At 39.5% G+C, this 8,686-nt stretch carries 6 protein-coding genes; 5 read left to right on the top strand and 1 reads right to left on the bottom strand.

The features are described from left to right. Positions 1-1,666, bottom strand: a 1,666-nt coding sequence (locus tag JIG37_RS06310; protein WP_348535071.1) for a contractile injection system protein, VgrG/Pvc8 family, incomplete at its 3' end; no start/stop codon positions are given. 303 nt (positions 1,667-1,969) lie between these two features. On the opposite strand from JIG37_RS06310, the gene JIG37_RS06305 reads away from it, so the two are divergent. The 5 genes from JIG37_RS06305 to tssM are packed head-to-tail and all read left to right on the top strand — an operon-like array spanning position 1,970 to position 8,684. Then, positions 1,970-2,389, top strand: coding sequence for a hypothetical protein (locus JIG37_RS06305; RefSeq protein WP_138599200.1), 420 nt, complete (start codon positions 1,970-1,972; stop codon positions 2,387-2,389). A gap of 28 nt (positions 2,390-2,417) precedes the next feature. Then, positions 2,418-2,885 (top strand): type VI secretion system lipoprotein TssJ, encoded by a 468-nt coding sequence (gene tssJ, locus JIG37_RS06300; protein WP_082389302.1) that lies wholly within the window; start codon positions 2,418-2,420, stop codon positions 2,883-2,885. Continuing rightward, the gene (gene tssK / locus JIG37_RS06295) at positions 2,885-4,225 is read left to right on the top strand and encodes a type VI secretion system baseplate subunit TssK (protein ID WP_054554076.1); all 1,341 of its coding nucleotides are present in this window, start codon (positions 2,885-2,887) and stop codon (positions 4,223-4,225) included. Before tssJ ends, tssK begins: the two co-directional genes overlap by 1 nt. An 11-nt stretch (positions 4,226-4,236) precedes the next feature. Then, positions 4,237-4,959, top strand: coding sequence for a type IVB secretion system protein IcmH/DotU (gene icmH, locus JIG37_RS06290; RefSeq protein WP_054554075.1), 723 nt, complete (start codon positions 4,237-4,239; stop codon positions 4,957-4,959). An 8-nt stretch (positions 4,960-4,967) separates the two neighbouring features. After that, on the top strand, positions 4,968-8,684 hold the full coding sequence (gene tssM, locus JIG37_RS06285; RefSeq protein WP_199528965.1) for a type VI secretion system membrane subunit TssM: 3,717 nt from the start codon (positions 4,968-4,970) through the stop codon (positions 8,682-8,684). The last annotated feature ends 2 nt before the right edge of the window (positions 8,685-8,686 follow it).

Raw genomic sequence — 8,686 nt, 5'->3', positions numbered from 1 at the left:
GGCTACCTGCACTTTGCATGTTGATATCGCGGTTTTGAGTGCTGAGCGAAACATTGTTTTTAACATCAATAAACTGATTATTTTTAATCACAAACTGAATGTTGTCGTTCTCAGTTGTTAGGCAGAGGTCTTTACCTGCATGTAAGTTAATGGTGCCGAGCTGGCTTATCCATTCTATAAATTGGCGGCCTGATTTTTTGGCATTGAGCTCAAGATAGTGCTCACTGGCTAAGGTTTGTAAAATGATTTTAGGTGCTTGCTTGTCATCATCAAACTGCAGCTCGTTTTGCGCCGCACTGACCAGCCTGTTTTGCGTATTATTTGCAGCGGTGACAACGCTTGGCTGCGATTCATTCATCGCAAAACCCATTAAAAACGTGTTGTTAGGGTCGTTATTTATACAGCCAATAAGTACCTCAGAACCACCAACAAGGGGGAAGTGCCAGCCAGTGGCCTGAGGTTGGTTTTGACATGCGTATAAAGCAAGTTGCTGAATTGCTTGGCTTGATTGCGCAATTGGCCTTGCAGTTGTGTCAAAATCAGTTCGCACACGGTAGCAACCTAAATCATCAATGAAACTAGAAGTCGTTAAAGACTCTACCTTAGCCGGAAATACCATAGGTTTGGGTTGATGTGGCAAAGGTTTGGCTTTAAAAGGCGTACCACGTTCGATAAATTGGGCTTTACAACTGTAGCGTGTTAAACCTTGGTGACTATTTTCGTCATTAGGTTGTTCACTGCTGTGATACACGCTAACACACAGTAAATCAGCACTACTGCCGGTGCCGGTTTGGTCGTCAATTGCAACTGAGCTACCCGCAAATAAATCACATACATTACCCACTAGCTGCGTTGTTTTATTAAGAGAGGCTAACGCGTTACTGAAATCTTGCGCTTGTAATGAGGCGGCACTGGGTGTTGATGCGCATGGTTCAAAGTAAGATTGACTGTTACTTGCGACCTTTAAATATTGTCCATGGGCCACGCAGTCAGTGCGATCATTGTAAATAGAGTGATGTACTTGGCTGTTAAAAAAGCCAACATAAGCGGTATTGTCATCGTTATTCATACCAGCTGAGTTTTTGACTGATACTATACCGCGCTGCAAATATGGGCTGTTTAAGTTACTATCACTGATCACTAACAGTTCAACGTTATTTTTTGTTTCAAACCAAATAAACAAGCCAAATTGGGTTAGTAAGCGTTGTAGAAAATGCCAGTTGGTTTCCATTGCTTGCACACACTGTGGAAGCGCTGGCAGTGATGATCCGACACGAAAATCAATTTGCCCTGGTGAATAGCCAGCTTGGCCTGCTAAATAAAAAATAACATCTTTTAAATTAACGCCAATAAAAACCTTACTGTTCGTAATGTTTTTTAATGTGCTCAATCTATCTTTAATAACTATTTTATATCGATATTTACCTTTGAATGTACCTAAATTGTCACACTCAAAAATGATCCCTGCTAGGTGGCGAAAAAAATTATCTTTATTAACGAATGTAATTAATGCGCTTTGTAAAAGCAGATGCTCTAAAAGAATTTGCTGGCTGGATTCACCAGTGAGAATAAACTCAAACCCTTGATTTAATTTCTCAATTCCATCTACCTGAGTGACATTTAGGGTTATGTTATTTACATCAATTAATAGTCGAGAATTAGACACATCCTTGTCCTTTTTTAACTAAGTCTTGTAGCAAGAAAGGGGAAAATACACACTTATTAATCAATGTTCAATAGAATAATTGTAATCGTAATAATTACGTCATAATTTTGTTCATAATGCAGCTTGTTCTAAATTAATACATTGTTATTAGTTTTTATATTAAATTGAAATTAGTTTTATTTTTGAGCTGTATTGAGTTGACTTTTTTGAAAGGATGTTTGTATTATGCCCCCGTTTTAAGGACTAATGTACCAAAAGTATGACATGACTTTGTACTTTTTTTGGTTAATCAAGGATGATTTTATGGATAAAAAATTATTTATAAATCAAGTCGATAGCTTTTATTTTTTGGCTTGGTCTCTTACTAAAAGTATCTCTTCCTTACTTGATCAGACCGGTATTCCAGCACATCGAGTGTTTTCAGCGTCGGTGATCGATCAGTTTTTCTTTTTCCTGAATAGTCCACCTAAAAATGAAGGTAAAATCATTTTAATTAAAGAAGATATAAGCGCTTATATTGATGAGTTGATTGTTCTAAATACAAAAATAATCTCTTCTGTAGATGATGTGGTTATTAAGTCTCTTGCTGTTGATAACCAAGAAAATAGACGTTCAGGTATTTTTACGAAAATATTCAATAGTCATAAATGGTCCGATTGCGCATCAGTGCGATTTAATCGAGTAATCTGTCCTGTTTACGAAGAAGTTCTTTGTAAAAATTAATTAATCTAATAAATCAATGGGGTTTTGAATGCGTTTTGCAATTAAAAAAGCAGTGCTAATTACTTTGTTTATGTCTTTAACAGCATGTATGAGCACAAATGTAGAGCTAGATATCACTGCGACAGATAATCTTAATTTGAACCAATTTGATGAAGCTCTGCCTGTGGTACTAAGAGTGTATCAACTTTCGGACATACAGAGTTTTAAAACGGCGACGTTTGAAGATTTGTGGAAATCAGATAAGTCAGTTTTATCAAATACGTTGATCACCGTAGAAGAAAAAACAATTAACCCCGCTGAGAAAACAAAAATAGAATTTGAACAAGCAGAAAATGCGCGTTTTGTTGCCATTGTAGCCCTTTTTAGAGATCGCCAAGGTGATAAATGGAAAACGTTTTATCCTCTCGGTGACGGGCCAGTTAAATTATCTACATCGTTAGATGTATTGATTACAAATAACGAAGTTCAATTACCAGATGAAGACGAGGCTGAGTAATGAACGTTAAAGGGCCAATGAAACCTGTATGGGCTGAAGGCGTGTTGCTAGCACAGCAGCATTTTCAGTTGTTTGATGACTACCATGAGCAAAATCAGATTGTTAGACAAGGCTTGATTTCGCCATTGGCCTTTGGTTTGCACCACCTTACTATTGATGAATCCGCTCTCGCTCGCGGTATTTTAAAAGTGATCAGCTTTAAAGCGATTCTTGAAAATGGACGTTTACTTGAGTTTGATCGTCAACATCACGAAGAACTAAAGCTTGAGTTAGCTGCCGATACAGATGAAGTCACTGTGTATCTAGCGATTGCAGCAAATAAAGTTGTGAGCGACATTGAAGGCTATGCAACTAGCGGTCAACTCAGTGCCTATCAAGCAGATTACATTGAGTTTAGTGATCACCACGATGCAGCAAGAAACCGTGAAGTGTTAATTGCACAACCTAATTATATTTTGCTGACAGATAACGATGTAAAAACGTATTTTGATACGCTTGCTTGTATTAAAATTATGCGCGCTGAAGACGGCTCGTTTAAAGTCAGCAAAGAGTTTGTGCCGCCATTATTAACGATACAGGCCTCGTTTTATTTAACCGAGTTGCTCAATAGAACGGCGAACTTGGTAAATGCAAAAGTGAACGTGTTGCTTGGTCGCAGAAAGAACTTTGGTTCAGTTACTGATTTTGGGCCTAACGAAATGAATAGCTTTTTGCTGTTAAATGCAATGGCACCATCAGCAAAACGCTTAGACCATTTAAAAAGTTTGCAACTTGTTCATCCAGAGCGATTATATTGCGAGCTTGTTGACTTAATTAGCTCTGTGTCGATGTTCGAGCACAGTGATTTAGTAAGTCAAATCCCGCCTTATCAGCATAAGCAATTGACTCATGTCTTCGGCACCTTAGATATTTTATTGAGTAAATTACTTGAGGGTGTTGTTCCTAAGAAAATGGCAGGTCTTAAACTTGAGAAAGTATCGAACGCCATTTATCAGGTTGCCACCATTGATTCAGCCATTTTTGATAATAACGACTTCTACTTGGCCGTTTACTTTGAATCTGAAGATACCAAGTGGATTGATACGTTTAGTGATCAGGTCAAAGTTGGCGCCACAGAAAAGCTCGAAATTATGATTGCATCGGCTCTTGCGGGCGTGCAGTTAACACATTGTCAGCGACCACCTAATAAACTAGCTATCAAAAGTGGCTATGAATACTTCCGTTTAGAGGCTCATGGTTTTATTTGGCAGCAAATTATTGAAGAGCAATCGCTTAGTTTATTTATTCCATTTGGCTTACAAGCGGCGCAAGTCGAAATCGTTACAGTGGCAAGAAATTAGGACGCAAGACAATGCAAGAAGCAAAAAACGAACTTGATTTAATCGCCTGTATTGCGCCAGTGATAAACGCGCTTGCGCCTTTAAAGTTAAAGCAATCGACAGATCTTGAACTAAACGATTTTCGGGAGCAGTTACTTACGAGTTTTGATGAGTTTGAACGTAACTGTTATACCCAGCAAGTAACAACCAGTGTTATGCAGGAAGTTAAGTTTGCCCTGACTGCAATGTGTGATGAATTTGTAATGAGCTCTGGCGCGCATTTTCGAATGGATTGGATGTCGAGACCCTTACAGCTAGAGTTTTTTGGTAATAATCGCGCGGGTGAAGAGTTTTTTGAGCGATTAGCAAAACTTCGTACCGGTGGTGAGCCAAAGTTTGCAGCATTAGAAGTGTATTACATTTGTTTGCAACTTGGCTTTGAGGGTATCTACAAAGTGAAAGGAATTGAGCAACTTAAAGCCTTAATTGTTGATGTACGTGCGCAAATAGAAGATGTACGCGGCACACCTCGAGGGCAGCTATCAGATAATGGCGCGCCACTTGAAGGGTTCGCAATGAAAGTAGGCAGAAACATTCCTTATTGGGTGATTTTATCAATTTGCTTGGCATCGATTGTTTCGCTTTTTGCTGGTTTTCATTTTGTTATTAACAAGCAAGCAACTCAGAGCAGCCAACGTATAGATAATCAAGTAGAAGTACTTACGCAATTAAGTAAAACCAACGAGACTCGATAGGAAAAGTAATGCAAGGAAGAGTGAACAAAAGCGGCCTAGTGCACTTTTTACTGGGCTTAGTGTCATCAAGAGCAACAGGGCAGTTAATTGGCTTAATTGCAGTGCTCAGTATTATTTGGTTTGCTGGCCGAATCGTTGGTTTAGACACGACAGATAAAAAGCTTATCGCGATGGCTGCGGTAACAGCTGTTTTTATCATCTTTATTTTTATCCGTTGGTTATGGACAAAGCGATCAGGTGATAAGCTAGCCTCTGAACTTGCGAGCCATAATGCGGGTTCAAGTGCTGAACTTGATGAAATAAAAGAAAAAATGCAAGAAGCACTAAGCTCGTTAAAAGCTTCCCATCTTGGCGCAGGATACCGTGGTAATACAGCTTTGTATGCACTACCTTGGTATATGATTATTGGTCCTTCAGCAACCGGTAAAAGTACATTATTTGCGAACTCTGGTTTGCATTTTCCATATTCAAACTCAAATGAATTACACATCCAAGGTTTTGGTGGCACGCGTAACTGTGATTGGTGGTTTTCAGACCAAGCAATTCTGATCGACACCGCAGGGCGTTACACAACAGAACAATCTGAAAACAAAGAGTGGTTATCTTTTTTAAGCTTGCTCAAAAAATATCGTCCTAAACTGCCTATTAATGGTGTGATGGTCGCGATTAGTGTTGCAGATGTTTTAACATCAGACAGTGAAGAAATTCGTCAACACGTAAAACTAGTTCGTGAGCGTATTGAAGAACTTATTACTCAACTTGGGGTGATCTTCCCAGTTTATATAACCTTTACCAAAACAGACTTGATCAGCGGCTTTGAGCCATTTTTTAATGACTTAACAGAAAAAGAACGTGAGCAAGTGTTTGGTGCTTATTTGCTAGATATTAGCGAAGATCAACAAAATGATCCGGCTGAAATGTTTGAAGTGCGCATGGAGGAGTTATACCAACGCCTTTGTGAGCAACGTTTGAGCAAGGTTGCTCGCGAACGAAATGAACACCGTAAGCAGCTAATTTTAGATTTCCCGAATCAATTTAAGTCAGCATCAACAAAGTTGACTGAGTTTGTAAACTTGTTATTTAAAGCCAACCCGTATCAAGAGGTTCCATGGTTTGCTGGTGTATATTTTACCTCAGGCACGCAAGAGGGCACACCGATTGAACGTATTACGAATGGAGTAAGGGATCAATTTGGTGCTGTCGTTGTTGAGCAAAAACAAGAAAGCATTACGCAAAGCTACTTTATCAACCGTGTTTTTAATGATGTGATCTTCAAGTTGCAAGACCTAACTCGTGGTAACCGCAAAAAGCGCTTGGTTGGCCGCTGGTTAAAGGGTTTAACAGTGACTTCAGGTTTGGCAAGTATTGCCGCCGTGACAGCATTACTCATTACTTCTTATACCAGTAATCAGCTATTGTTTAATCAAGGTGAAGCCCGTGTCAAAGCGATTGTAGAAGCGAATGTAAATAAAGCAAAAGACGAGCAAAAACTTGCAGCCACGCTTGATTTATTTGAACACTATCAATCGCTTAATAATTATGAAGAGCAGTTGCCATGGTATTTCATTTTTGGCATTTATGAGGGTGACGAAACCCTAACTAGCGTTTCGCAGGTTTTGTTTAATCAATTAAATCAGTTGATCACTCTTCCTGCAGAAAAGCAAACACTTGCGCAGCTCAAAGAGTTTGAAGCTATTTGGTCAGCAGATGATGCCGATGCTCGCGCAGCAAGTCGTCAGGCATATTACGATGCTTTGAAATTACATCTAATGTTAAGTGCTCACCCTGAACACAAAGACGATGAGTTTGCCAAGCAGCAGTTACTTAGTTTTATTAGCCAGCACTTTAACATTGAGATTGATGCTCAAGCTGATTCACCGATCACCTCACAATTAAACGATTTAGTTGATTTATATTTAGCGAACATAAGCACAGATCTAGAGAACCCAGGTGAAATTTTATTTTGGCAAAATAATGAAACGGCTGTACTGAATGCAAGAAATAGCCTGAACACACAACCAGAAGCCGAACCTCTATATCAACAAATTATTAGTAGCTTTGCTGAGCGTAAAAAAGCCATTCAGCTTAAACAGTTTATGGCTGCGAAAAATCGCGATGTACTGAAAAGCAACTTTAGCATTCCTTATGTCTATACCAATGCCGGTTGGCAAGAGTATGTTTATCCAGAAATTAAACGTATTTCTCGACTGGTATTCTCTGGTGATTGGGTAATGGGCACAAGTAATGAAAGCGGTCAAAATGCGGTTGATGAAGCGCAAGCTGATGCACTGGCAAAAGCAATGCGTAGTTATTACTTTAAAGACTATGGCAATACATGGTTCGCGTTTTTGAACAGTATAAAAGTGCCTACTTTTAGAGATTTAAATGATGCCAGTATTAATTTTGCTCGCCTTTCGTCTACTGATGGACCACTCATTGATCTGATGACGTTGGTGAATGACAACATCGTTGTTGCAGATAAACCATCTGCGGTTAGTGCAAACAACGACAAAATAGCGACCATTCTTTCTGGTGCAACAGATACTGCGGCTAAAAAAGTGGCCAAAGGAAAGCTAGCAAAGCAAGTTGCAGAGCGCCCTGATTTTTCTCAAGTTAGTACTGTTAGAGCCCCTGAACTTGAAACGCGTTTTGCTGACTTGCGTCGCTTCTCGCAGCATGATGAAGATAAGCAGATGTCTGATTATATGAGTCAGTACATTAGTTCTTTGAGCAGCATTCACTCAGATATAAAAGCGATGGCTGCTAGCAATGAAGATGATGCGCAAGCAATGGTGTTTGTACAAGACTTATTGTCTGGAAATAGCCAAGATAATGCATTGCAATCGTCTTGGATCATTATAGAAAGCCAAACTCGAGCGCTAGACCCAGAAACAAAAGACACGCTTGACGTGCTATTTAAAGCCCCATTGCAGTCAGGTATTGCAAGTATCATGGCAAAAGCACGTAGCCAGTTAAATGAAGAGTGGGAAAACCAGGTTTATACCATGTATAGCAACAGCATTGCTGGCAAGTACCCATTCAATTTGACTGGCCCTGATGCTGCTATTGCCGATGTTTCTGAGTTCTTAAATAGTGAAACTGGGGTGCTTTGGAACTTTATTAATAGCCAACTTAAACCATTCATGAAAGTACGCCGAGGTGTATGGGAAGAAAAGCAATGGAACGGTGTGGGGATTGGTTTTAATCAAGAGCTATTAGACGGTTTAACAAAAGCAAATAAAGTAACACGCTCTTTATTCTTGAACGGCTCAGACGCGGCTGGTTTTAACTTCCAAATGATGCCTGTACCACAAAAAGGCATTCGCGAAACGTATTTAGGTTTCTCTGAGCAAGGTTATCGCTATAGAAATGAACCGGAAGAGTGGCGTAATTTCTCATGGCCAGGAAGAGGCGCAGCAGAAAAAGCTATTTTGTATGGTTTAGATAACGCCGGACGAAGAGTCACTATTGAGCAAGATGGTCCATGGGCTTTATTAAAAGTACTTAACGAAGCAAATGTGAAATGGATTAAGGGTACAGAGTTTCTTGCTACCTGGGAATTAGTTGATAAATCAGAGCAAAGTTTAACAGTCCAGTTCTCATTAAAGTCTGGTCGCAATAGCGGTATTTTTTCAAAGTACATGTTGACCTCTTTTGCATTGCCTAATTCGTTGTTTGCACCTAAGCCACAACTTGCGCAAGCAAGCAGAGCCTCGGTTCAATAGGG

The sequence above is a fragment of the Pseudoalteromonas sp. bablab_jr010 genome (genome assembly GCF_016464105.1).
GTDB lineage: Bacteria > Pseudomonadota > Gammaproteobacteria > Enterobacterales > Alteromonadaceae > Pseudoalteromonas > Pseudoalteromonas simplex.
The sequence above is the reverse complement of the archived record's forward strand: the minus strand, read 5'-3'. Positions and strand labels throughout refer to the sequence as shown.

Bases quoted from the DNA above. Each gene is read 5' to 3' on its own strand.
- JIG37_RS06305 (WP_138599200.1), top strand. From the start codon at position 1,970: ATGGATAAAAAATTATTTATAAATCAAGTCGATAGCTTTTATTTTTTG.
- tssJ (WP_082389302.1), top strand. From the start codon at position 2,418: ATGCGTTTTGCAATTAAAAAAGCAGTGCTAATTACTTTGTTTATGTCT.
- tssM (WP_199528965.1), top strand. From the start codon at position 4,968: ATGCAAGGAAGAGTGAACAAAAGCGGCCTAGTGCACTTTTTACTGGGC.
- icmH (WP_054554075.1), top strand. From the start codon at position 4,237: ATGCAAGAAGCAAAAAACGAACTTGATTTAATCGCCTGTATTGCGCCA.
- tssK (WP_054554076.1), top strand. From the start codon at position 2,885: ATGAACGTTAAAGGGCCAATGAAACCTGTATGGGCTGAAGGCGTGTTG.